Origin of the sequence: Anoxybacillus sp. EFIL (genome assembly GCF_013096955.1) — a bacterium.
In the GTDB taxonomy this organism is placed as follows: domain Bacteria; phylum Bacillota; class Bacilli; order Bacillales; family Anoxybacillaceae; genus Anoxybacillus; species Anoxybacillus ayderensis.
This window is the reverse complement of sequence record NZ_SDLH01000009.1, coordinates 21,929-45,087: the sequence shown is the minus strand read 5'-3', so window position 1 is coordinate 45,087 and position 23,159 is coordinate 21,929. Positions and strand designations below refer to the sequence as shown.

The window sequence follows — 23,159 nt, the reverse complement described above, 5'->3', positions numbered from 1 at the left end:
CCGCATACAGACCATAAAATTGGTAGAATGGAAACAGTCAAGTGCTTTCCTTGACGGGTTCCATTCTACCAACTATCATACCGATAGCGGAAGAAGGGAGCGCTTAAGAAGCCTAACTACCTGTAGTGTTCCCTGTACACTCCAGAAATACACGCAAACGAAACCGTTCTCGATTTCGATAGCCATATGCTCGGCGTTTGATGTTTTTGATCTTGTGATTCGTCCCCTCGATTCGGGCATTGGTATATGGGCACAAAAAGTAGGAAAGAATCGGCTCCTTCCACCTTTCAAGCGTGTTGGCTGCTTCCTGAAAAGAAGCAAAAGGGCTCTGTTTGGCTAACTGAATCCATTCTTCCAAGCGTTCCTTTGCTTCGTGATATCCATCGGTTCGGTAAAAATCTCTAAACAACTCTTTCAGATAATAGGCAATGGAAAGTACCGGATACTCCTCCAAGATGTCGTCTAATCGAAGCCGCTGGTCCTTATGAAGCTTTTCACAGCCTTTTAAGAGAAGATATCGAGCCTTTTTCAATGGAGGAAATTCCTTTCTTGCTTGATCCAAGGCTTGTGTCACTTTTTGAACCACATGGTACTTATCGATGACAACCGAAGCAGATGGAAACAGGGCGCGAACCGCCTTATGATAAGGTTCCCACATGTCCAGAATCACCGTTTGAACCCTTTCTTTCGACAGGACATTTTGGCTCAACAAGTGGATGGCGGAGTCACATTGGCGATCGGCATGCATTCCCATGACTGATCCAGCTTTGGCATCCATCCATACGGTTTCATACTGATGTCCCTTTTTTACCGCGATCTCATCTAAGCTAAGCACCATCTCTTCTTGAGAAGATGCTTCTATCGCTGTTTGACGCTCTTTTGCTTTTTTTGATGCGATGGAGTAATAGATGCGCTCCAATGTCGTATATGGGATGCGGTGCTTTCGGCTAACCTCTTGAATGGCGGAGCCTTCACAAAGTTCATACAAGTACTCACCAAATCGATTAGTGTAGTGTTGATTGGGTTGAATCGATTCCAAAGAGGCGGAAAACACTTGGGAACAATTCGAGCACCGATAGCGCTTTACCTTTACGAATAAGTACACGGGTTGATGGAAAATCGCCAAATCCTGTGCTTTTCTTGTCCGTCTGTCGTGGACAGAGGAAGGGGCAAACCCACAATGAGGGCAGTGTTCCCGTGTCGCTGTTTTCTCTACATGAATCGCATAACCATAGGAATGAAGTTCTTGTTTAATCACTTTCAATTCTGGCAATCCTAGTGATATCGAAAGCACTTACGAGACCTCCTTAATGTTGATTTCACCACTAACATTATTGCCAGGATCTCGTCAGTGCTTTCTCTTTTTTGTCACTAAATCACAAAATTTGGTGATGAACCAAAATTTTAAAGACGTCCCTCGATTTTTTGTTGATTTTACTCAATGAATGATAAAAAAGCTTGCAACCCTTATTATTTGAAGCATGATTGAGGTAATAACATTCACAACGCCTCAAACAAAACGAAGAGGTGACAAGCCTCCGAGTGTACTACATGAACCAGAGGTTAAGGTGTCAATTTGGATGTGTATAGTACCACGGGTTATAATTCCATTTTTTGTTGACATAAATTTTTACAATCTATATAATTATTAATAAAAATGAATATTTTAATAAAAACTTGCTCGTATATCCTCAGAAATATGGTCTGAGAGTTTCTACCCGGCAACCTTAAATTGCTGGACTACGAGTGAAAGTGAATCTAAGTCCATTTTATTCAGTAATTAAGAAAGATGAAGGGATATGGACGGGATTCATATACCTATTTATAAGTTGTACATATAGTATCGAAGACATCAACCCAAGAGGATAGGTTTTCACTCGTGAAACATTAATAGAAACCTATCCTCTTGGGTTTTTACTATTTATTCAGAAAACTATTTTTGTAGAGTGGGAGAGGTTAATGTATAAAAAATATGACAAAAGCAGATTTTCACCAGAACAAGAAAAGATTTCGATTTCAGAGTTTAGATGCGATTACCAACGAATACTATATACATGCACCTTAAAACCATGACTTCTGTATGAACACCTTTTTTCATGGCTATACTGCTCCTAAATACTCATGTGTAAAAGGAGCGGAAAGGACATGAAACGTCTGAAAATCACAAATGATCACGGTTGGACGCCTCGAACACTTCGGAAACAAGAACGGAAAATCAAAGATGCTTCGCTTCGCGTTCGGGTGACCGCTGTTCGTCTCGTCATGGAAGGTCATCTTGGCAAAGATGTGGCCAAAATGGTCAATCTGTGCCGTCAATCTGTTGCCCTCTACGTTGCACGTTTTAATGAAGGAGGGCTCGATCATCTACTCGATCGTCGGTTGCCGCCTGGTCGCGTGCCATTTCTGACGGAAGAACAACAACAAGAAATCAGACAACTCGTGTTAACTACTACACCTGTGGATGCTGGCTGGGGCATTGCTTCATCATGGAACACGCGTATTTTACAATCTTACATCCAACATACCTATGGCGTTTCGATGTCACGTGAAGGCATTCGTAAGTTATTGCATCGTCTTCGCTTGTCATGGACACGTCCGACTTATAAGCTTGTGAAAGGGAATCCAGAACATCAAGCTGCTTTTCAAAAAGAACTCGAATTTATAAAAAAAAACTAATCACCGAGAACGTCACTATGTTTTATGTGGACGAAACGCATGTTCGTGCGTATCAAGCGCTTCGTACGACATGGGCAGAAGTAGGGAATCAAAAACAAGTGCCAAGCTATGGTCACCACGCCCACGTTTCCATTTTTGGCGCCGTCGATGTTCAACAAGGCGATGTTGTATTTCATCGCGCATCATCCGCCAATGCCGAAACGTTCCTCGAATTTTTGCGCCGATTGAAAGAGAAATATACGGACCGATTCCTCGTGCTTGTGTTGGACAACGCACGCATTCATCATGCCAAGATGGTGCAAGCCTTTCTTGATGGTGAGGAAGGCGATGCTTTTCATTTCATCTTTTTGCCACCGTATTCCCCACAGTTGAACCCGATTGAACGGCTGTGGAAGTGGTTGAAAGATGAAGTGATTGCCAACGTTTTTCACAAGGATCAAAACGATATTGCCCAATCCATTACTCGCTTTGAACAGTACGTTCTACAACACCCGGATGAGGTGTTGCGTCGCATCGGGTGTACTGCGTAAATCAGAGGTTAAAATGTCAATTTGGATGTATATAAGATCACTATACTTTCGTATTTTACATACTAAAACACAACTTATTCCATTTCCTCATAACCATAATTTACGGAATAGATTGATTCATTCTTTGGAAGTCAACGAAATCGCAGAAATAATTACTGAAAGAGTAAACAATCATTTGTTAAAAAATGATTTACCAACTATTGATTTAAATCTTATTCATGCGGCAACCTTTGCGCATGATATAGGACATCTTCCTTTTGGTCATAGTGCCGAAAGAAGTCTTGATAATATAATGAAATGCTTTGGGGGATTTGAATCCAATGCTCAAACAATAAGAATTGTAACTGAAGAATCTCATAATGTTACATTAAGAACTGTAGCCGCGCTTCTTAAACATAAAAATGTAATACCTCTTAAAAGGGAAGAAGAAGCGAATTTAATTAAGGGATATTATCAGGAGTCATCTATTTTTGTAAATAAAATTCTCCAGACTTACAATCAACCTGTTATTGAAGAATATATAATTGAACTCGCAGATGATATCTCTAATGCCATCTACGATATAAAAGACATGGTGGGTTTCTTTAGTAGAAATCAATTTGCTAATATTTTAAACTCAAATACTATACTTTCGTTAATATTAGAAGGTATAACATCTAACCCTAATCATAAGAATATTGATAATTTAGAGAGAATAATCAATTGTCTTTTCAATGAAATCAAAGATAATTTCTTGGAAGATTTTTTATCTGGCCAAATATCTAGGGAAAGATATGCATTAAATAAAATTGTTATTGAATTTATTGATTCCTTAGAATTTTATATAAATCCAGCAAAGCCTTACTACAGCAAAATACAATTACCATTACATAGCAGCTTGAAACTAGCAATATTAATCCAAATTACAAAGATATGTTTTCTGAAAAATGATATAAACCTCAAATTTGAAATCAGAATAGATGATTATATTAAAAGAATATTTAATTTTCTATTTTTTGATAACCACAAAAACAGAGGTTCAGACACTAACATGAGACAGCTATATACATGCACCTTAAAACCATGACTTCTGTATGAACACCTTTTTTCATGGCTATACTGCTCCTAAATACTCATGTGTAAAAGGAGCGGAAAGGACATGAAACGTCTGAAAATCACAAATGATCACGGTTGGACGCCTCGAACACTTCGGAAACAAGAACGGAAAATCAAAGATGCTTCGCTTCGCGTTCGGGTGACCGCTGTTCGTCTCGTCATGGAAGGTCATCTTGGCAAAGATGTGGCCAAAATGGTCAATCTGTGCCGTCAATCTGTTGCCCTCTACGTTGCACGGTTTAATGAAGGAGGGCTCGATCATTTACTCGATCGTCGGTTGCCGCCTGGTCGTGTGCCATTTCTGACGGAAGAACAACAACAAGAAATCAGACAACTCGTGTTAACTACTACACCTGTGGATGCTGGCTGGGGCATTGCTTCATCATGGAACACGCGTATTTTACAATCTTACATCCAACATACCTATGGCGTTTCGATGTCACGTGAAGGCATTCGTAAGTTATTGCATCGTCTTCGCTTGTCATGGACACGTCCGACGTATAAGCTTGTGAAAGGGAATCCAGAACATCAAGCTGCTTTTCAAAAGGAACTCGAATTTATAAAAAAAAACTAATCACCGAGAACGTCACTATGTTTTATGTGGACGAAACACATGTTCGTGCGTATCAAGCGCTTCGTACGACATGGGCAGAAGTAGGAAATCAAAAACAAGTGCCAAGCTACGGTCACCACGCCCACGTTTCTATTTTTGGCGCCGTCGATGTTCAACAAGGCGATGTTGTATTTCATCGTGCATCATCCGCCAATGCCGAAACGTTCCTCGACTTTTTGCGCCGATTGAAAGAGAAATATACGGACCGATTCCTCGTGCTTGTGTTGGACAACGCACGCATTCATCATGCCAAGATGGTGAAAGCCTTTCTTGATGGCGAGGAAGGCGATGCTTTTCATTTCATCTTTTTGCCACCGTATTCCCCACAGTTGAACCCGATTGAACGGCTGTGGAAGTGGTTGAAAGATGAAGTGATTGCCAACGTTTTTCACAAGGATCAAAACGACATTGCCCACTCCATTACTCGTTTTGAACAGTACGTTCTACAACACCCGGATGAGGTGTTGCGTCGCATCGGGTGTACTGCGTAAATCAGAGGTTAAAATGTCAATTTGGATGTATATAGAACAATTTAGTGTTTACAGTGATGATTATTTGCATAATCGTTACAACTATTACAAGAGATTAAGAGATAATGCTCCAGTTTATTGGAATGAAGAAATGCGTTCGTGGTTTATAACAAGATATGATGACATCACAAAATATTTGCAGGGAGACACCTTTATCACTAGCCCACTAATTTGGCACAAAATGAAAAATCTCCCTGAAGGCGAAGACAAGCACTTTAAGGAGATCATCGACATTATATCCACATGGATGATTTATAACGACCGTCCAATCCATACACGTTTAAGAAAATACATGAACCGTGCCTTTTGGAAAGAAGAGATTGAGGCTATCACTCCTGAAATCAAGAAAATTGTAACATCAGTTTTAGATCAAGTGGTTGAAAAACATTCGAACGAGTTTGACTTCGTTTCTGAAGTTGCTCATCCAATTCCGGCGTTGGTACTTTGTAAAATGCTTGGTATTCCAGGTGAAGAGGTTGAACGTTTTATCCGTTGGTCAGATGACATTGCTCAATTTATGCAAAACTTTGTTGTTTCCCACGTCCCTGACAAAGATATCAGCGATCAAACCAAAAAAAGTATGAAAGAAATGTACATGTTTCTTTCAGAAGCAATTGCTGAAAGACGCATCAAAAAACGCAACGATTTGTTAAGCCGTTTAATCTCAGATAATCCGAGTGAGGAAGGAGAATTATGTGACGATGAACTTATCGCACAAACCATTCATCTAATTTTTGGTGGACATAAAATTCCGCAGTTCATGTTAAGTAATACGTTGCATCTATTGTTCAAACATCCAAAAGTATTTGATGAACTCAAAAAAGATCTGTCTCTAATTCCTAAGGTCTTGGATGAGACTATGCGACTTGAAGGACCAATTCAATACATAACAAGACACGCTGCCCAAGATATTACTATTCATAACCAACTTATTCGTGAAGGAGATTCGGTCTATTTCTTCCTCGGTTCCGCTGGTCGTGATGAACGCGTTTTTGAAAATCCAGAAAAATTTGATATCAATCGGACAGGTAAACAGCATATTGGTTTTGGTGGTGGTTATCATGCATGCATTGCTGCAGCATTTGCTCGCGTAGAAATCGCCGAAATTTTAAAAGAAGTTATTCAACGTTTTTCTCACATTACACCTTTATATAATCTTGAAAGACCTGAATGGACGCCTAACCCTACCTTTCATGGTATTGTTACAATGCCGATCAAATACTAACTTCCTATACTGAGGGGGAGCGCGACACCCCCTCTATCTTTAATTATAAGGATAAGGAGTTTGTCATATCATGTTAAAACACTGTAATTATTCTGATGTTGCTGTCATCCTGATACATGAAATCTATGGGATTAACGATCATATGAAACACGTAGCTCAAATGGTTGCCGCTAAAGGGTATGACGTATACTGCCCCAATTTATTAAATCGAGATCATTTTCATTATGATGATGAGGCAGATGCTTACCAATATTTCAAAAATGAAATTGGATTTGGAAAAGCGAAAAAACAAGTTTTAAATTTAGTAGATTCCTTAAAGTCTCGATACAAAACCATTGTGTTCTGGGGGTATAGCGTCGGTGCAACCGTAGCTTGGTTATGTTGCGAACATTATGGCATAGGAGATGCGGCCATAGGTTACTATGGATCACGGATTAGAGACTATCTCAATTTATTCCCAAAACTACCCGTACTATTACTGTTTTCTGAGCACGAAAAGTCATTTAATGTTAACTGGCTCGTCGAGCAATTATCCTGTAAATCAGGGATAAAAGTCGAGTTGTTTAAAGGACAGCACGGGTTCGCTAATCCCTTCTCCGATAACTATCATCCGGATTCAGAAAGAAAGGCTTTTGAACTGTCCCTACAACTTATTGAAACCATTCAGAAAACGAAAAAAAATGTATTGACATAAGGGGAAGTGTTATGAAACAAACATGGTTATCCACAAACTTTTTTGTATTTTTCTTCACCTGGGGGATTTTCTTACCGTACTGGACCGTTTGGCTGATTACAAAAGGGTTAACTGCTCAACAAGCAGGGATCGTGATATCCATCGGATTACTAGTAAGAGCTTTTTCAACTTCGTACATTTTTCCTGCCTTGTGCAAAAGGTATTGGTTATCACACGTTTCGCTTATAGTCGCTTTTTTATCTCTAATCATCCTAGTATGTTTTTTGCCTTTTAATAATTTGGCAGGGCTTATGTTAGTAATGGTCTTTTTCAGCCTCATCTATCCCATGTTGTTACCTATCAACGAGACAAAGGCCTCCATTCTATCAAAAGAAGAAAATGGGATTGACTATGGAAAATGCAGATTATGGGGATCGTTCGGTTTTATTCTCTCATCAGTGTTAACAGGATGGGTAGCCTCAAAAAATGCGAACAATATTATCTATTTGTTTTTACTCGGTAATCTATTCATTTTAATCCTATCATTAATTCGATCTCCATCAAGCTTAAGAGTTAAGCTTTCTCAACGGTCAGGAGGTTCCTTTGAATTACTGAAATCAAAATCATTTTTAATATGTTTACTCCTGAGTATGGTTTTACAAGGTTCCCATGCTACCTACTATAATTACGGAGTTATTTATCTTAAACACATAGGAATCAATAGTGTTTATATTGGTGGAATCTTTGTTTTGGCTGTCTTAGCTGAAATCGGGTTCTTTTACATTTCAAATCGAGTATTCACTAAGTTCGATGTAGCGACTATGTTTCTATTGGCCGGGATTGCATCAATTATCCGTTGGTCAAGTGTCTATTTTTTTGAGAATCTACTGGTTTTTGTGTTTTCTCAACCGTTGCACGCTTTAACATTTGGTCTCACGCACTTTGCATTCATGACTTTTGTTAATCAATATATTAGTAAGGACAAAATTCCTTCAGCTCATGGACTCTACGCATCACTTGCCATGAGTTTAACCACTGGGGTTTTAACACTTGTCAGTGGATACTTGTACTTGTATTCACCTGGATTCCCATTTCTCGGAATGGCATTGGTCGTGGCACCTAGTTTATTCCTATGCCCGATGCTTAAAAAGCTTACCCGTCAATCCAGCACATTTCAGGTATGAGTAAAATGTTTGTGGGAGAAAAAAAGACAGGTTCCTGATTTGGTATAATCAGGAACCTGTCCGATATGTAAGCAAAATAGATGAAAAATGGGCTCTCCTCCTGTAAGGTAGTAAGTGCGAAAAAATAACCAAAGAAAGGAGTGGAGCCCATGCAGGATTATATCACAGATGGAGTCACATGGAAAGACATTGAACAGTTATTGTTTCGGCATATGCAAAAAGAATATGGTCAACTGCTTCAACAGGTGTTGGAGGATATCGACCGCACATTGGCGGAAAAACGAGATAAAAAACGATACGCGCTCAAAGATAAACGAGGGATACGGATGTAGACGATGTTTGGAGAAGTGATGTTAGTCTAGATTATAGACACAACGAATAGAGAAATGTATAGTAAATCCATCAATCATAGGGAGTGTCTATAATGACAAGACGTTTTGATAAAGAATTCAAAATACATGCAGTAAAATTAGTGGTTGAGGAAAGAAAAGCGGTCGCTCAAACCGCAAGACAACTCGATATTTCGCCAAAAACGCTTCATAAATGGGTAGCAGATTATAAAAAAGATGCTGAGCATAGCTTTGTCGGGAGTGGGAACCTCAAGCCAGAAGATCGTGAAAAGCGTGAACTTCAAAAACGTATTCGGGATCTGGAGGAGGAAAACGCGATCTTAAAAAAGGCCATGAGCATCTTCGCCAAAAACCAGAAGTCATTTATGCATTTATTCATACGCATAGAAAGGAGTTTCGCGTGGCGAAGATGTGTGAAGTCTTAGGCGTTTCAAGAAGTGGATACTATGCATGGGTCAAACGACCAGAAAGTCAACAAAAGAAAAGACAGGAAGCATTGAAAAAGCAAATCAAAAAGATTCATATCGAGTCAAGAGAAACGTATGGCAGTCCAAAAATCACAAAAATCCTTCAGAAACAAGGGGTTAAGGTATCTCAAAAAACGGTCGCCAGAATCATGAAAGATGGTGATATTCGTTCAAAAACAAAGAAAAAACCTGTGGTGCTAGATAAAATCGAGTAAGCAAAAAAATAACCCTTGCTTGTGGATCTCCTGTAGAATGAAAGTGCGACCAAACATTCGAAAGGAGAATCCTCATGCAAGAGCACTTTCACTTTACAACAGACAAAGCGAAAATTCAAAAACAATACGTAGCCATTTTCTTTTTTGTTTCTGCCCAGCTGTCACAAATTCAATGCTATCTTCAACGTCGCAATCGTCATTTAGTGAAACAAGAAGACGCGGTGATCATGGCCATTCATCTTTTAGGAAAGTTGCTTGGCTTCTCTTCCGAACGTGCGTGGCATCGCTTTGTTACTGGGAACTTGTTCACGGATGGACATTTTCTCTAACGTTCTCGATACAATCGCCGTTGCCGAGCGCTGCGCTTTGCAGTCAAATGGATTCGTCATGAACGAGCGAAACGTGGTCAACACCATGCCTATGCGGTAGTAGATAGCATGCCAATCGATTTGTGCCATGCCGCAAGAATGTACCGTGTCAAACGATTCCAAGGGATCGCCGACATCGGGCTTTGTGCGTCGAAAAAGCAGTGGTACTATGGGTTTAAGTTTCATCTTCAAGTGACAGACCAAGGACTACCTATGGGATACGTGGTAACGGGGGCGTCCTGTCACGATCGAACCGCAGCTGAAACCGTCATGACTCAAATTCCTCATCCCTATAACTTGGGTGACAAAGGATTCATCAGTAGCGAATGGCAAAAAAAGTTGTATGAAGAGTACCAAATCGCTTTTTGGACTCCATCTCGCAAAAATCAGAAACACCGCCCATCTGAATCATGGGAGAAATGGCTCAAACAAAAACGTAAAGTGATCGAAACGGTGTTCTCCGTCCTCGTTGACCAGTATCGTATGACAGAAATTCGTGCGAATTCGATTTCAGGGTTTGAAGTGGCACTAGATGGCATATTGTTGGTGTATTCGCTTGTAACACTCGAGCTAGTTGAGCGCTAGCGCTCAACTAGCACCACGGGTAAGAAAAAATATAAGGCAACCACAAACTCGAAGCATCATTTGCCTGTGTATCCTAACTTATTGAATCAGCAGTTTGAAGCAGATGAGCCGAATCAAGTATGGGTGGCGGATATCACGTATATTTGGACGAAAGAAGGCTGGCTGTATTTAGCTTCGGTCATGGATTTGTTTTCTCGTAAAATCGTTGGCTGGTGTCTTTCCGAGCGAATGACAAAAGAGTTAGTGATCAAAGCTTAAACCGAGCCATCGACGAGAGAAAGCCTCAATCAGGTCTGATTCACCATTCGGATCAAGGGAGCCAATATGCATCGAACGAGTATCAAATCATCTTACGACAGTACGGAATGCAAACCAGCATGAGTCGAAAAGGAAACTGCTATGATAACGCATGTGCGGAATCGTTTCACAGCATCATCAAAAAGGAACTGATTTTTCACGAGACCTTTGCAACAAGGGAAGAGACCAAACATCGGATTTTTGAATATATTGAGTGTTTTTATCATGCCGAGCGAATTCATTCCGCTAACGAGTACATGTCTCCGATGGCATATGAGAAGATGTATCAGCAAGGCAAAAAGCAGTGAACTCTTCTCTCCACAAAGTCACGATATAAGGGACATCTTTCCTCTTGAGGAGGGGAAGGGTTTACCAAACCGTTCTCCTTCTCAAGAGGCCACCAAACGAAGTGCGGTAGTAGGGTGTTAAAGTTTTTCTCGATTTTACGTGTCTATTTTCTTGACGCCTCACTTTTTCAACACTTTGAACAATAAACAATCCCCCTCACCACGAGGGGGATTGTTTATTGTTCAAACAACAATACACGCGCTGGAGCGGCGTCGGTACCGACGAGTTTGAGGGGAGCAGCGACCATCCAATATTCTCCTGCTGGAACGTCTTTTAGCCGAAGTCCTTCGATGACGATAATGCCGTGACCGAACAACGTTTTATGTGTTGGGTGTCCCGCTTGGTTGCGTTCGACGCCGAGCGCATCAATGCCGACGCCGCGAATGCGTTTTTCGGCTAAATATGTTGCCGCATCTTCAGCAACGTAAATAAATTCAAAGTTAAAAGCGTCGTCAAATGAGTTTTTTGTTTTAAATAAAATAAAATCGTTTTCTTGAATATCAAAATGAATGAGATCTTCTTTTGTAATGCGATCGTTTACATGTGTGACGTCCAATACTTTGCAGTAGCCGACAAGTTTTTCAAGCGGAATCGTTTCGAACGTTTCTCCGTTTTTTACCATATGGAGCGGCGCATCAATGTGCGTGCCTGTATGCACATCCATATCGATGCGCGATTCAGTGACGTAATCGTTCGTGATGGTCATTAGTTTCGGTTGTTTTTCCGGCTTATTTTTATACACAGGCATTCCCTCAAAAATTGGAGCGGTGACATCGTACATTTTCATGTTTATTTCCTCCTTTACATTGTTCCGTTTAGCGACCACCAGTGAAAGCCGTCTTTTTGCAATAGTTCATCTGCCTTTTTCGGTCCCATCGAGCCAGCTTCGTAGTTCGGAAAGTCAACTGCTTTCGTATTTTCCCATACTTCAGAAATCGGGTCGATGAAGCTCCATGAGGCAGCGACTTCATCCCAATGCGTAAAGTTTGTCGCATCGCCGCGCATGCAGTCATATAACAATTTCTCATACGCTTCTGGCGTATTAATGCCGTCGATGCAATTGTTGCAGTAATCGAGCTTAATCGGCGTCGTTTTCATGCTTTCGCCGCTTTTTTTCGCGTTTAAATGAAGGGTAATGCCTTCATCGGGCTGAATATGGATGACGAGCAAGTTCGGATGAACGTGTTCGCTTGTGCGATAATATAAGTTCATCGGCACATCTTTAAATTGTACAACGATTTTCGTCGATTTTTCCGTCATTCGTTTTCCTGTTCGTATGTAAAATGGCACACCTGCCCAGCGGAAGTTGTCGATCATTAATTTCCCTGCAACAAATGTTTCTGTATTGGAGTTTGGATCGACGTTATGTTCTTCACGATATCCGACGACTTGTTGCCCGCGCACGATGCCGCGTCCGTATTGCCCACGCACGAAATATGTCTCGACGTCATCGTGCGTCATCGGACGAAGCGCCCGTAACACTTTCACTTTTTCGCTGCGAATATCGTCTGTCGTCAACTTAATTGGTGGTTCCATCGCCAAAAGCGCGACCATTTGCAGCATATGGTTTTGCACCATATCGCGAAGCGCACCAGAGTGGTCGTAGTAGCGCCCACGGTCTTCTACACCGAGTGTTTCGCTTGATGTAATTTGAATATTAGCAATGAAACGGTTGTTCCAAAGCGGTTCAAAAATGGCGTTTGCAAAGCGAATAACTTCAATGTTTTGCACCATTTCTTTGCCGAGATAATGGTCAATTCGGAAAATTTGTTCCTCGGAAAACGATTGTCGAATTTCTTCATTTAATTTTTGTGCGCTTTGCAAATCATGTCCGAACGGTTTTTCAATGACTAATCGCGTCCAGCCGTTTGTTGCTGTCAGTCCTTCTGATTTTAAATGCGATGTAATCGTTCCGAAAAACTCAGGAGCCATCGCTAAGTAAAAAATGCGGTTGCCCGGAATATGAAATTGCTCTTCCACACGCGTTAATAATTCATTTAATTGTTCGTATGATTGCGTATTTGTTGCGTCTAATGAGTGGTAGTAAAAATGAGAAATAAATGGATCATCCATTAATTCTTGTTTTGTTGCCTCTTCAATCGTTTCTTTTACGTAATGACGAAACGATTCATCTGTATGGGGGCGACGGGCGACACCAACAACCGCAAACTGTTCATCAAGCTTTCCTTTTTGATAAAGTTTATAAATAGACGGGAATAGTTTACGTTTTGCTAAGTCGCCAGTCGCGCCAAAAATTACAATCGTCGCTTTTGGTTGTACGTCATTCACGGACCATATACCTCACTTTTATTCATTTTTTGAAAGGTTCATGATAATGTAATTTTAGAGGTTTATTGTGGTAAACGCAAATGTTTTATCTGATTAAAGAACAGAGAGGAGTTTGTAGCGTGGAGTTATTGTTTTTAGGGACAGGCTCTGGTGTCCCATCAAAAGGTAGAAACGTATCAGCCATTGCCCTCCAGTTGTTAGAAGAAAGAGGGGCGACATGGTTATTCGATTGTGGAGAAGCAACGCAACATCAAATTTTACATACGTCTATTCGCCCGCGACGCATTGAACGTATTTTTATTACGCACTTACATGGAGACCACATTTTTGGTTTACCTGGACTGCTTGGTAGCCGTTCGTTTCAAGGGGGAGAAACACCACTTTTTGTTTACGGTCCAGCAGGTATTCGTTCGTTTATCGAAACCGCATTAACGGTCAGCGGCACGCGACTCAAATATGAGCTACATATTGAGGAGTTTACAGAAGGTGTCGTATTTCAAGACGAACAGTTTATTGTTACAGCAAAATTGCTTGATCACGGTTTGCCTTCGTACGGTTTTCGAATTGTCGAAAAAGATTTACCGGGTACATTGCTCGTTGACGAGTTGCGCGCACTTGGTGTGAAGCCTGGTCCGATTTATCAACAAATTAAGCGAGGGGAGCTTGTCACATTAGATGATGGAACTGTCATTGATGGACGAAACTTTGTAGCCCCACCGAAAAAAGGACGCATTGTTGCGATTATGGGAGATACGCGTTATTGTGAGGCAAGTGTTGAACTAGCAAAACGAGCGGACGTGCTTGTCCATGAGGCGACATTTAGCGCAGAGGAAGCCCATTTAGCGCACGATTACTATCATTCAACGACGTTGCAAGCAGCGGAAGTAGCGAAACGAGCGGAAGTGAAGCAACTCATTTTGACACATATTAGCTCTCGTTATCAAGGAAACATGTGTGATCAGCTTGTAGAAGAGGCAAAAACAATTTTTCCGAATGTCGCGCTTGCCTTTGATTTTTCGTCATTTCCGATTATAAGAAAAGGGAATGATGAGTGATGATCGAAGTCAAAGGAAATGTCATCGACAAACAAACGAGATGTGCCCATTATCATAGTGAACGCGATGTTATCGCTATAAAGTTTTTTTGTTGTCAAACGTATTTCCCGTGCGTGCACTGTCATGAAGAACATGGTTGTGGCAACCATGCGGTATGGCCGAAAGAACGTTTTCATGAAAAAGCTGTCTTATGTGGCGTTTGTCAAACGGAACTGACAATTGAACAATATATGATGAGTGATTATCGGTGTCCACATTGCGATGCTGCGTTTAATCCGGGTTGTCAACTTCACGCCCACTATTATTTTGACATATAAAAGGATGTCCACTGCATTGGACATCCTTTGTCGTGTTTTACCATCCTCTGATATACGGCTTTGGCGCTTCAAGCGATATACCAAGTTCGTTTGCCGCTGTTTTTGGCCAATATGGGTTGCGAAGAAGCTCGCGACCGATAAAAATCAAATCGGCGCGGCCGTTGCGTAAAATTTCTTCCGCTTGTAAGCCAGACGTAATGAGTCCGACAGCACCAGTGGCGACGTCTGCTTCACGGCGAATTGTTTCAGCAAACGGCACTTGATAGCCTGGATATACTTGAATTTTTGCTGGAACGACAGCGCCAGAGCTCACATCGATCAAATCAACACCTTGTGCTTTCATTCGTTTTGCATATTCGATGTAGTCGTTTACCTTTAAGCCGTCCGGATGGTAGTCAGAAGCAGAAATGCGGACAAACAACGGTCCGTCCCATACTTCTTTTACCGCTTCAATCACTTCACTTAAAAAGCGGTAACGGTTTTCTCCACCGTATTCATCTGTTCGTTTGTTTGTGAGCGGTGATAAAAACTCGTTAATGAGATAGCCGTGCGCGGCGTGAATTTCGATGACATCAAATCTAGCTTCCTTGGCGCGACGCGCACCTTGTTGAAACGCATGAATCGTTTCTTCAATATCGATTTTCGTCATCTCTTTTGGCGTACGCATCGTGTCATCGAACGGAATAGGGGATGGAGCGAAGATTTCTCCAGCAACCGTCGCTTTTCGTCCCGCATGAGCAAGCTGAATGCCGATTTTGGCGCCTTGTTCATGAACGAGCGAAGTAAGTGTACGCAATCCATCGATATGGTCGTCATCCCAAATGCCTAAATCGCGAGCTGAAATTCTTCCTTGTTTTGTTACTGCTGTCGCTTCAACAATAATAAGTCCGACTTGCCCGACAGCGCGCGTTGCATAATGAATAAGATGCCAGTTGTGAACTGTTCCGTCTTCACGATCGCATGCATACATGCACATCGGCGACATCACAATGCGGTTTTTCAAGGTAACATCTCGAATCGTATATGGTGAAAATAACATGTCTACTCCCTCCCATAGTATGTTTCATAACAAATGATACCATGGGTATTTGGAAAAGAAAAACAACTTGCACTATTGAACAGAAGAAAGTAGTGCTTCACCAAGTTCTTTTGATCGTTCCGTCGCCCGCTTAATGCAAGCAATCATCGCTTCTTGATAGCGATAGCGCTCAAGCACGCCGATGCCTGCTTCTGTCGTTCCGCCTGGGCTTGTGACTTCTTTGCGCAAAACAGACGGATGTTTGTTTGTTGCTTTTAACATATGGGCAGCACCGATAATCGTCTGTAAAATAAGCTCTTTCGCAATATCGCGATCAAGCCCGATTTCATCGGCTGCTTTTTCCATCGCTTCAACTAAATAATAAACGTAAGCTGGTCCGCTACCTGATAATCCTGTCACTGCATGTAAATGCTTTTCATCAACAATTGTGACGATCCCGACCGTTTCAAATAGCTCTTTTGCCATGTGGATATGTTTATCCGTTGCATAGGCACCTTGTGCTAGCGCTGTGGCGGATTGTCCGATTGCTGCCGATGTATTTGGCATGGCGCGAATAACAGGGATTTTTTTCCCGATGAGCGATGTAATTGTATCCGTCGTCACTCCTGCAAGCAATGAAATAATAAGCTGTTGTTCGCAAAAAGCGTGCGCGATTGGCATAAGACTTTCCGCCACGTCTTTTGGTTTCATCGCCAAAATAACGATATGAGCTTCTTTCACTGCTTTTTCTTTATTTGTTTCGATTCTTACTCCGTATGTTTGTTTCATATATGTCAGCCGTTCCATGCGCGCCCGATTCGTTACGATCATTTGCTCTGGCTTATATAACGTTTGTGTGACCCCCGAAATAAGCGCTTCTGCCATCGACCCTGCACCGAGAAACGTCACCGTTATTTCTTTACTCATCTATTCTCCTCCTCGTCTCCAAAATAAAAAGACCTTTCGTCCGATAAAGGACGGAAAGGTCTTTATTTCCGCGGTACCACCTTTGTTGGCACAATGTGCCCACCTCTTATGCCGGTATCGTCGGCAAGACGGTTAGGTTTGCCTAACTGCTCATAGGGTAGGTTCCATGATAAAGAGGGTAATGAAACCTTTCAGCCGATGGGTTTCACTCTCTTGTTACCGTTTATCATGTACTGGCCCTATTCATCGCTTTACACATATATGATTTGTTTGCAATTATGCATGAAAAACAAGCTTGTTGTCAATAGGTTACACGTTTTTATTTTCTGAATTTTTTAATAAATAAATAAAAACAAATGACAAACGAAAAAAATAAGTGTAAACTGATAAACAGACGAAACGAAAAGTTATGATGATATAATGAAGGAGTCGGAAAAATGGAACAGTTGCATCGCATTGTCGTCCCAACGCCATTTGCCGTTGGCGATGTGAATATGTATATTGTCAAAGGAGACCGTTTAACGCTTATTGATGCTGGGGTGAAAACGGAAGAAGCATGGCGTGTCTTCGTTCGTGAATTACGCGAACTCGGTTATGAACCGGAGGATATTGAGCAAGTCATCATTACACATCACCATCCAGATCACGTCGGTTTACTCGATTATTTACCGCCGTCGCTTCCCGTTATCGGCCATCGCAAAGCTGCACCTTGGATTGCGAAAGATGCTGCTTTTTTTGCGTGGCATCAGCAATATTTCGAGCAATTTTTAATCGAGTGTGGCATCGGTGAAGAAGGCATAGCGAAACTTGGGAACTTTCGGCGTTCTCTCCGTTTTTCGTGCGAGCGCTCGCTCACCCAAGAAGTAAAAGAAGGGGATATGATTGAAGGTTGGACGGTCATTGAAACACCGGGACACGCACAAAGTCATATTGTTTTATATCGGGAAGCGGACGGTCTGATGATCGGGGGGGATCATTTACTAGCAACGATTTCATCGAATCCGTTGTTAGAACCGCCTGCGATCGGGGAACAAGAGCGTCCAAAACCACTTTTGCAATATAACGATTCATTGAAAAAATTATTGAATTACGACATTACAACAATTGTTACAGGACACGGAGAAGATGTGACGGATGTCGCACCGCTTATCGCAAAGCGGCTTGAAAAACAAAAAGAGCGTGCCCAACACGTATGGCAATTGTTGAGCGAAAAACCAATGACGGCATTTGACGTATGCCGAGCGCTTTTTCCAACCGTATATGAACGGGAATTTTTATTGACGATGTCGGAAACGATTGGTCAGCTTGATTATTTAGAGGCAATTGGGGCAGTGAAAAAAGAAAAAGACGATCAAATATATATATACGAAGTGGTGAGATGATGAAGCTGAAAGGGAAATACGTCGTTATTACAGGAGCGTCGAGCGGCATTGGCGAACAAATTGCATACGAAGTAGCTAAGCGTGGAGGAATACCGATATTGCTCGCTCGCTCAAAAGAAAAGTTGGCGCAAATTGCGCAACATATTGAACAAACGTACGGCATCTCTTGCTTATATGAACAGTTAGATGTTAGTAACGAAAAAGAAGTAGACGCTGTATTCGATCGCTTGCTTGCGTCTGTCGATATCGATATTCTCGTTAATAATGCTGGGTTCGGTGTATTTCGATATGTCGAGCATATCGATCTCTCGGAAGTGAAACAAATGTTTAATGTCAACGTGCTCGGACTGATCGCATGTACAAAAAAAGTGTACACACATATGATGAAAAAACGATCCGGTCATATTATTAACATCGCATCACAAGCAGGAAAAATTGCGACACCAAAGTCAAGCGTATATGCTGCCACAAAACATGCGGTACTCGGTTTTACAAATAGTTTGCGGATGGAAGCATCGATGTATGGCATTTATGTGACGGCTGTCAATCCTGGACCGATCGAAACAAACTTTTTTACCGTTGCTGATACGTCTGGAGAATATGTAAAAAACGTAAAGCGATGGATGCTTCGGCCTGAATTTGTCGCAAAGCGCATCGTTGATGTGATGCTTACTCCGACGCGCGAAGTGAATTTGCCGCTTTGGATGCATATAGGAAGTCGATTGTATCAATTATTTCCATCGATCGTCGAAAAAATGGGAAAACGGGCATTTTTAAAAAAGTAAGCGAGGTGTAAATGGTGAAAATTACGATAACGGAACGAGCGATCGAACAACTTCGTCGTGTTCGTGGAAACAAGCACGTCAAGCTGACATACGATACAGATGATTGCGGATGTGCCGTAAACGGAGTACCTACGTTACTGCTTGTCGATCAATTAGACGAACATGATGTGGAGATTGAAACAAACGATATGCCGATTTGGATGGAGAAGCATCGGCTCATTTTCTTCGATGAACAAATGACGATTGATGTTGTTGATGGGGCAGGATGTTTTCAATTAAAAAGCCCGAATCAAATTTTAAATGCGCGCATGTCGCTTATGGAGCGTTGAAAAGACGAGCCCGGAATAAAAGCCGGGCTTATTCGTTTTTCGGTGCGCGAACAACTGATTCAAATTTTCCTTTATGAGCTGCATCACAAAATGGCATATTTTGTGAGAGCCCGCAACGACAGAGAGAAAATGTTTCTTTCGTTTCAAACTTGTTTCCTTCCATATCAACTAATTCAACATCTCCGGTTACACGAAATGAACCGTTATCCATCACTTTAATTTGCACTTTCGCCATATATTCCACCTCCTTGTATACCTTATATCGTATATACTATCTTGTTTTTATAAAAGACGCAACCTACGTTTTGGAATGCTCTTTTCTTATTTTCCGATATTGAGTTAAAATGATGGTGTATATGTAAATGACATAGAAAGAGTGATAGTTGTGAATGATCAAGTAAACCGTCTTCGAAAAATAGCAAAAGAAAAAACGTGGGTGTCGTTTTTGTACAATAACCATCCGTATAGCTTGCTTCATTGGTCTGTTGTAGGATTTTCAAATGATGAACGTGACGTTTGGTTACTGCAAGATGAAATGACATTTGAAACACAATCGTTCGTTCAGTTAGATGAAGCGCTTGCCTGGATTGAACAACATATGCCGCGTATTACAGATATTTTGTAAGGAGGGCAAAATGCCCCCTTCTTATTGCGGAGAGTTTTGACGCTTTGTTGGATGAATCGCTTTTTCTAATTCCTCTTTGGCAATCACAGGACGAACGGTATCGGCTGTCGGCTTTCCTTTTTGGCTTTTATTTTTTGACATGACAGTTCACTCCTTTACGTTTGTTCTTTATTAGTTTGAAAAAAGAAGGGGATGTTTATGCTGAAAGATCGATTAAATGAGCAACTGATCGAACAGTTAAAGAAAAAACAAAAGCAACTGCAAGAAGAAGAACAAAAACGAAAAGAAGAAGAGGAAGCAAAGCGCAAGGAAGAAGCTCGTAAACGTGAAAAAAATAAAACGTTTGCCGAATGGTTAGAAGAAAGTGACTTAGATTGGCGAAAATTTAAATAACCGAGGGCGAACACCCTCGGTTACCGATGATTAGTAAACATCGTTTGCTTTGTAAGTTGTTTTAACATAGTAATTTGTTCATCGCTCAATGTTACTGATTGAGCAGCGACGTTTTCGATTAGTTGCGATAATCGGCTTGCGCCTGGAATGACCGTTGCAACCGCATCATGAGCTAAACAAAAGCGAAGAGCAATCGTCGTTAGCGTTTCATTTGGTGCAACGGCTTTTAGTTTTGGAATAAGTGCAACTAATTCATCGAATGAATAATCGACATAGCCGTTTTGTTTTGTTTCGTCGCTGGCTCGCTCAATGGGGCGTTCAGTTAATAATCCTTTCGCTAGCGGTCCGCGAGCAATGACGCTAACGTGATGTTGCTTCAAAAGCGGAAACCATTCTTCAGCACGGCGATCAAGTAAACTATACGGCATCATAATAGAAACGATGCGCGATCGTTTGATGTATTCGCGAATGACATTTGGACGCATAGAGGAGATGCCGTAATAACGAATAACGCCTTCTTGTTGCAACTCTTCAAACGCCTCAATTGTTTCATCGATCGGATCATCAATTGTCCCACCATGTAGTTGATATACATCAATATAATCGGTTTGTAGCCGTCGCAAGCTATGCTTCACCGCTTCTTTTATGTATGCTTTTGACGGATCCCATGTCCAACCGTCTCCTTGTTCTGTCCAACGATTGCCTACTTTCGTTGCGACGATGACATTGTGGCGTTTTCCTTTTAGCGCCTTTCCAACGATTTCTTCATTTAGCCCACGATCATACAAATCGGCTGTATCGAAGTAGTTTACCCCTTGATCTATCGCTTCGTGAATGATGCGAATCGCATCACTTTCCAATGTACCAAGCGACATGCAACCAAACCCAATTTCACTCACATATAAGTTCGAATGTCCGAGCTTTCGTTTCTTCATTTTCCCACTCCTTTTTTCTCATTATACCGAATAAGTTTTCTCTTTGTCTTTCTATATGTAGTACAATCAATATGAAACGATAAAATGGTGGTGGAACAATGGATCATTTATATGAAAAAACGATCAGTAAGCAACGCATTTTTTCAGGAAAAGTGATTGATGTGTATGTTGAGGATGTGTTGTTGCCAAATGGAGAAACGAGCAAGCGGGAAATTGTAAAACATCCTGGAGCAGTTGCGGTACTTGCGATTACAGAAGAAAATAAAATCGTGCTTGTTCGTCAATATCGGAAAGCGTTAGAGCGAGTACTTGTTGAAATTCCAGCAGGAAAGCTCGAAAAAGGGGAAGCACCGCTTGAAACAGCGAAACGTGAACTCGAGGAAGAAACAGGATACGTATGCGAGAACATGGAGCCGCTTCACTCTTTTTACACATCACCCGGGTTTGCAGATGAATTAGTGCATATATTTCTTGCGAAAGGGTTAACGAAAAAAAGCGAAAAACAAATGCTTGATGATGACGAGTTTGTCGATGTGCTCGAAGTCACGTTAGAAGAAGCACTAAACATGGTCGAAGAAAAGCAAATTTACGATGCAAAAACGATTTATGCCCTTTTATATTGGCAATTGCATGCGCAAAAGCGGTCTGTGTGACCGCTTTTTGTCATATTGAGCTCCTTTTCCCATACAATGTAGTAACAGAACGTGTAGGGGGATGGAGCGATGAGAAAGCGATCATGGATGACAGCATGGGGGCAACACGTGCAAGAGCATTACACGACATATGTATTTACCGTCGTTCTTTTTGTGATGGGCATTATTTTTGGTGCGATTGTTGTCAATAGTTTAAGCTTTAGTCAAAAAGAAGATTTATATTATTATTTAACGAATTTTTTTGGACAAGTTTCTTCAGGAAATATGGCGAGTGCACATGATGTGTGGAAAGAAAGTTTTTTACAAAATTTAAAATATATTGGGTTGATGTGGATTTTAGCAATGTCACTCATTGGATTGCCACTTATTTTAATTTTATTGTTTTTAAAAGGACTTGTGGTCGGTTTTACCGTTGGCTTTCTAGTCAATCAAATGGGGTGGAACGGATTTTTGCTAGCTTTCGTATCTGTCGTCCCACAAAATATTATTCTCGTTCCCATTTTTATTATGATGGCAGCTGTATCTATTTCGTTTTCATTAAAAATGATTCGTCATCAGTTTGTGAAACGAACGTCCGAATCGATTTTTCGCGCCATGCTTCGTTATACGTTTATTATGTTGTCGTTTAGTATCGTTTTAGCGTTAGCATCTTCACTTGAAGCATACGTATCCCCACTACTTATGAAAGAAGTTGTTGAATTAATAGAGAAATAATTATTATTTAATAATCATTTTATTTATCAGTTTATAATCATTTTATTTTGACACGTTCCTTTCTTTTGTTATAATGAGAATGAGTAACGAGGGAGGGAATAACAATGGAAGGTCGCCTTGAACGAATTAAAAAACAATTGCATGCCGCAAGTTATAAATTAACGCCGCAACGTGAAGCAACAGTACGTGTGTTGCTTGAACATGAAGAAGATCATTTAAGCGCGGAAGATGTGTACCTCCTCGTGAAAGAAAAAGCGCCTGAGATTGGGTTAGCTACAGTATATCGCACGTTGGAGTTATTAACAGAATTGAAAATTGTCGATAAAATTAACTTCGGGGATGGCGTTTCCCGCTACGATCTTCGCAAAGAAGGTGCGGCGCATTTTCATCATCATTTAGTGTGTATTGAATGTGGAGCGGTCGATGAAATTCAAGAAGATTTATTAGAAGATGTTGAAGCGATTGTAGAACGGGATTGGAATTTTAAAATTAAAGACCACCGTTTAACATTTCACGGCATTTGCCATCGTTGTCAAGATAAGCATGAGGAGTAGTAAAACCTTTTCGTCTATGAAAAGGTT

The 23,159-nt window shown here is 41.1% G+C and carries 26 protein-coding genes, 3 pseudogenes and 1 riboswitch; of the genes and pseudogenes, 22 read left to right on the top strand and 7 right to left on the bottom strand.

All coding sequences use genetic code 11. From position 1 onward, the window contains the following. Positions 1–112: 112 nt before the first annotated feature. Positions 113–1,294 (bottom strand): ISL3 family transposase, encoded by a 1,182-nt coding sequence (locus tag ES017_RS12650; protein WP_171335174.1) that lies wholly within the window; start codon positions 1,292–1,294, stop codon positions 113–115. A gap of 367 nt (positions 1,295–1,661) precedes the next feature. Beyond that, positions 1,662–1,763, top strand: a riboswitch (purine riboswitch). Positions 1,764–2,145: 382 nt separating this feature from the next. Between ES017_RS12650 and ES017_RS12645 the strand changes: the two genes are divergently transcribed. From ES017_RS12645 to ES017_RS16270, 12 genes and pseudogenes are all read left to right on the top strand, one after another. Continuing rightward, on the top strand, positions 2,146–2,676 hold the full coding sequence (locus ES017_RS12645) for a helix-turn-helix domain-containing protein (protein WP_171335171.1): 531 nt from the start codon (positions 2,146–2,148) through the stop codon (positions 2,674–2,676). A 26-nt stretch (positions 2,677–2,702) separates the two neighbouring features. Further along, positions 2,703–3,206 (top strand): IS630 family transposase, encoded by a 504-nt coding sequence (locus ES017_RS12640; protein WP_368737194.1) that lies wholly within the window; start codon positions 2,703–2,705, stop codon positions 3,204–3,206. Beyond that, positions 3,172–4,272, top strand: coding sequence for an HD domain-containing protein (locus tag ES017_RS12635; protein ID WP_306464377.1), 1,101 nt, complete (start codon positions 3,172–3,174; stop codon positions 4,270–4,272). The genes ES017_RS12640 and ES017_RS12635 overlap by 35 nt, the downstream gene beginning before the upstream one ends. 72 nt (positions 4,273–4,344) lie before the next feature. Next, a complete protein-coding gene (locus ES017_RS12630) occupies positions 4,345–4,875 on the top strand; it encodes a helix-turn-helix domain-containing protein (RefSeq protein WP_171335171.1) in 531 nt (176 codons plus the stop codon). Positions 4,876–4,901: 26 nt separating this feature from the next. Continuing rightward, positions 4,902–5,405, top strand: coding sequence for an IS630 family transposase (locus tag ES017_RS12625; RefSeq protein ID WP_368737193.1), 504 nt, complete (start codon positions 4,902–4,904; stop codon positions 5,403–5,405). A 13-nt stretch (positions 5,406–5,418) separates the two neighbouring features. Next, complete coding sequence (locus ES017_RS12620; RefSeq protein WP_246346338.1) at positions 5,419–6,669, top strand: cytochrome P450; 1,251 nt, start codon at positions 5,419–5,421, stop codon at positions 6,667–6,669. A gap of 70 nt (positions 6,670–6,739) precedes the next feature. Beyond that, positions 6,740–7,363, top strand: coding sequence for a dienelactone hydrolase family protein (locus ES017_RS12615; RefSeq protein ID WP_171335169.1), 624 nt, complete (start codon positions 6,740–6,742; stop codon positions 7,361–7,363). An 11-nt stretch (positions 7,364–7,374) separates the two neighbouring features. Then, a complete protein-coding gene (locus ES017_RS12610; protein WP_216367550.1) occupies positions 7,375–8,526 on the top strand; it encodes a 3-phenylpropionate MFS transporter in 1,152 nt (383 codons plus the stop codon). A gap of 149 nt (positions 8,527–8,675) precedes the next feature. Next, positions 8,676–8,858 carry a UPF0236 family transposase-like protein gene (locus ES017_RS12605; RefSeq protein WP_246346339.1) on the top strand — a complete coding sequence of 61 codons (183 nt, stop codon included), beginning with the start codon at positions 8,676–8,678 and terminating at the stop codon, positions 8,856–8,858. Between the two features lie 92 nt (positions 8,859–8,950). Next, positions 8,951–9,531, top strand: a pseudogene (locus ES017_RS16275) (IS3 family transposase); the annotation flags it as partial. A gap of 101 nt (positions 9,532–9,632) precedes the next feature. Beyond that, a pseudogene (locus ES017_RS12590) lies at positions 9,633–10,511 on the top strand (IS982 family transposase). 24 nt (positions 10,512–10,535) lie between these two features. Beyond that, positions 10,536–11,116 (top strand): annotated as a pseudogene (locus ES017_RS16270) (IS3 family transposase); the annotation flags it as partial. 215 nt (positions 11,117–11,331) lie between these two features. Here ES017_RS16270 and ES017_RS12575 read toward each other — a convergent pair. Together ES017_RS12575 and zwf are read right to left on the bottom strand one after the other, a co-directional pair. Next, positions 11,332–11,943 carry a cyclase family protein gene (locus ES017_RS12575; RefSeq protein ID WP_171335164.1) on the bottom strand — a complete coding sequence of 204 codons (612 nt, stop codon included), beginning with the start codon at positions 11,941–11,943 and terminating at the stop codon, positions 11,332–11,334. A gap of 14 nt (positions 11,944–11,957) precedes the next feature. Next, positions 11,958–13,445, bottom strand: coding sequence for a glucose-6-phosphate dehydrogenase (gene zwf, locus ES017_RS12570; RefSeq protein WP_171335163.1), 1,488 nt, complete (start codon positions 13,443–13,445; stop codon positions 11,958–11,960). A gap of 119 nt (positions 13,446–13,564) precedes the next feature. Between zwf and rnz the strand changes: the two genes are divergently transcribed. Further along, positions 13,565–14,500, top strand: coding sequence for a ribonuclease Z (gene rnz / locus ES017_RS12565; protein ID WP_171335162.1), 936 nt, complete (start codon positions 13,565–13,567; stop codon positions 14,498–14,500). Continuing rightward, positions 14,500–14,817 (top strand): CHY zinc finger protein, encoded by a 318-nt coding sequence (locus tag ES017_RS12560; RefSeq protein ID WP_171335190.1) that lies wholly within the window; start codon positions 14,500–14,502, stop codon positions 14,815–14,817. The genes rnz and ES017_RS12560 overlap by 1 nt, the downstream gene beginning before the upstream one ends. Positions 14,818–14,854: 37 nt before the next feature. On the opposite strand, the gene namA is transcribed toward ES017_RS12560, so the two are convergent. Further along, positions 14,855–15,856, bottom strand: coding sequence for an NADPH dehydrogenase NamA (gene namA / locus ES017_RS12555; RefSeq protein ID WP_171335161.1), 1,002 nt, complete (start codon positions 15,854–15,856; stop codon positions 14,855–14,857). Between the two features lie 72 nt (positions 15,857–15,928). After that, the gene (gene proI, locus ES017_RS12550) at positions 15,929–16,762 is read right to left on the bottom strand and encodes a pyrroline-5-carboxylate reductase ProI (protein WP_171335160.1); all 834 of its coding nucleotides are present in this window, start codon (positions 16,760–16,762) and stop codon (positions 15,929–15,931) included. A gap of 437 nt (positions 16,763–17,199) precedes the next feature. On the opposite strand from proI, the gene ES017_RS12545 reads away from it, so the two are divergent. The 3 genes from ES017_RS12545 to ES017_RS12535 are packed head-to-tail and all read left to right on the top strand — an operon-like array spanning position 17,200 to position 19,258. Next, entirely contained in the window at positions 17,200–18,144 is a 945-nt protein-coding gene (locus ES017_RS12545) for an MBL fold metallo-hydrolase (RefSeq protein ID WP_171335159.1), read from the top strand. Next, a complete protein-coding gene (locus ES017_RS12540; protein WP_171335189.1) occupies positions 18,144–18,929 on the top strand; it encodes an SDR family NAD(P)-dependent oxidoreductase in 786 nt (261 codons plus the stop codon). Before ES017_RS12545 ends, ES017_RS12540 begins: the two co-directional genes overlap by 1 nt. An 11-nt stretch (positions 18,930–18,940) precedes the next feature. Beyond that, positions 18,941–19,258 (top strand): iron-sulfur cluster biosynthesis family protein, encoded by a 318-nt coding sequence (locus tag ES017_RS12535; protein ID WP_171335158.1) that lies wholly within the window; start codon positions 18,941–18,943, stop codon positions 19,256–19,258. 28 nt (positions 19,259–19,286) lie between these two features. Here ES017_RS12535 and ES017_RS12530 read toward each other — a convergent pair whose 3' ends face one another. Next, positions 19,287–19,493 carry a CDGSH iron-sulfur domain-containing protein gene (locus ES017_RS12530; RefSeq protein ID WP_171335157.1) on the bottom strand — a complete coding sequence of 69 codons (207 nt, stop codon included), beginning with the start codon at positions 19,491–19,493 and terminating at the stop codon, positions 19,287–19,289. A 150-nt stretch (positions 19,494–19,643) separates the two neighbouring features. Between ES017_RS12530 and ES017_RS12525 the strand changes: the two genes are divergently transcribed. Together ES017_RS12525 and ES017_RS12520 are read left to right on the top strand one after the other, a co-directional pair. After that, a complete protein-coding gene (locus tag ES017_RS12525; protein ID WP_171335156.1) occupies positions 19,644–19,883 on the top strand; it encodes a DUF2552 family protein in 240 nt (79 codons plus the stop codon). Between the two features lie 192 nt (positions 19,884–20,075). Beyond that, positions 20,076–20,276 carry a DUF3886 domain-containing protein gene (locus tag ES017_RS12520; RefSeq protein ID WP_171335155.1) on the top strand — a complete coding sequence of 67 codons (201 nt, stop codon included), beginning with the start codon at positions 20,076–20,078 and terminating at the stop codon, positions 20,274–20,276. Between the two features lie 20 nt (positions 20,277–20,296). Here the strand turns inward: ES017_RS12520 and ES017_RS12515 are convergent, their stop codons facing one another. Continuing rightward, positions 20,297–21,211, bottom strand: a complete 915-nt coding sequence (locus ES017_RS12515) for an aldo/keto reductase (protein ID WP_171335154.1) — start codon at positions 21,209–21,211, stop codon at positions 20,297–20,299. 98 nt (positions 21,212–21,309) lie between these two features. Here ES017_RS12515 and ES017_RS12510 point away from each other — a divergent pair, with 98 nt between their 5' ends. The 3 genes from ES017_RS12510 (at position 21,310) to fur (ending at position 23,132) form a co-directional block, all read left to right on the top strand. Continuing rightward, complete coding sequence (locus ES017_RS12510; protein ID WP_171335153.1) at positions 21,310–21,864, top strand: NUDIX hydrolase; 555 nt, start codon at positions 21,310–21,312, stop codon at positions 21,862–21,864. A gap of 69 nt (positions 21,865–21,933) precedes the next feature. Further along, positions 21,934–22,578, top strand: a complete 645-nt coding sequence (gene spoIIM / locus ES017_RS12505; RefSeq protein ID WP_171335152.1) for a stage II sporulation protein M — start codon at positions 21,934–21,936, stop codon at positions 22,576–22,578. Between the two features lie 104 nt (positions 22,579–22,682). Next, positions 22,683–23,132 (top strand): ferric iron uptake transcriptional regulator, encoded by a 450-nt coding sequence (gene fur, locus ES017_RS12500; RefSeq protein WP_171335151.1) that lies wholly within the window; start codon positions 22,683–22,685, stop codon positions 23,130–23,132. Positions 23,133–23,159: the final 27 nt, after the last annotated feature.